The sequence below is a fragment of the Fundicoccus sp. Sow4_H7 genome, assembly GCF_052115865.1.
In the GTDB taxonomy this organism is placed as follows: domain Bacteria; phylum Bacillota; class Bacilli; order Lactobacillales; family Aerococcaceae; genus Fundicoccus_A.
Map to the genome: position 1 here is coordinate 1 of NZ_JBQKME010000033.1, position 475 is coordinate 475.

General features: G+C 41.7%; 1 protein-coding gene. It reads right to left on the minus strand.

Annotated features, from left to right (window positions below; translation table 11 throughout):
- Window positions 1-475 (minus strand): IS30 family transposase (locus ACTQ54_RS12420; protein ID WP_441757252.1); only part of this gene is annotated, 475 nt, incomplete at both ends.

The window sequence follows — 475 nt, forward strand, 5'->3', positions numbered from 1 at the left end:
ATCTAAGCATTTCCTAGGTCGATTATTCATTAACCACAAAGCTTGGAAGAGTTCTTGGTGCGTCACTTTAGCGAGGTCTGTTTTCTTAGGAAAGAACTCACGTAGTAAACCATTAGAGTTCTCATTCGTTCCTCTTTGCCAAGCGCTATAAGCATCGGCAAAGTAAAAATCAATGCCTGCTGCTTCAACCTCAGGATAACAAGCAAATTCTTTTCCTCGATCTGAGGTAAAGGACTTTAAAGCTTCCTTAGGTATGTTTTCTCTCAAATCTTCAATCGCAGTTTGCATAGCAACTTTAGAGCGATTTGGCATGGGTAAAGCAATATATAGACGGCTTTTGCGTTCTGAAAAGGTCGCTAAACAACCTTTACTCTGACCTCGGGAAGAAACAACCGTGTCGAGTTCCCAATGCCCGAACTCTTGTCTATTCTTCACAGTTTTGGACCGCTGCGAAATCGAAGTACCGATATTAAAC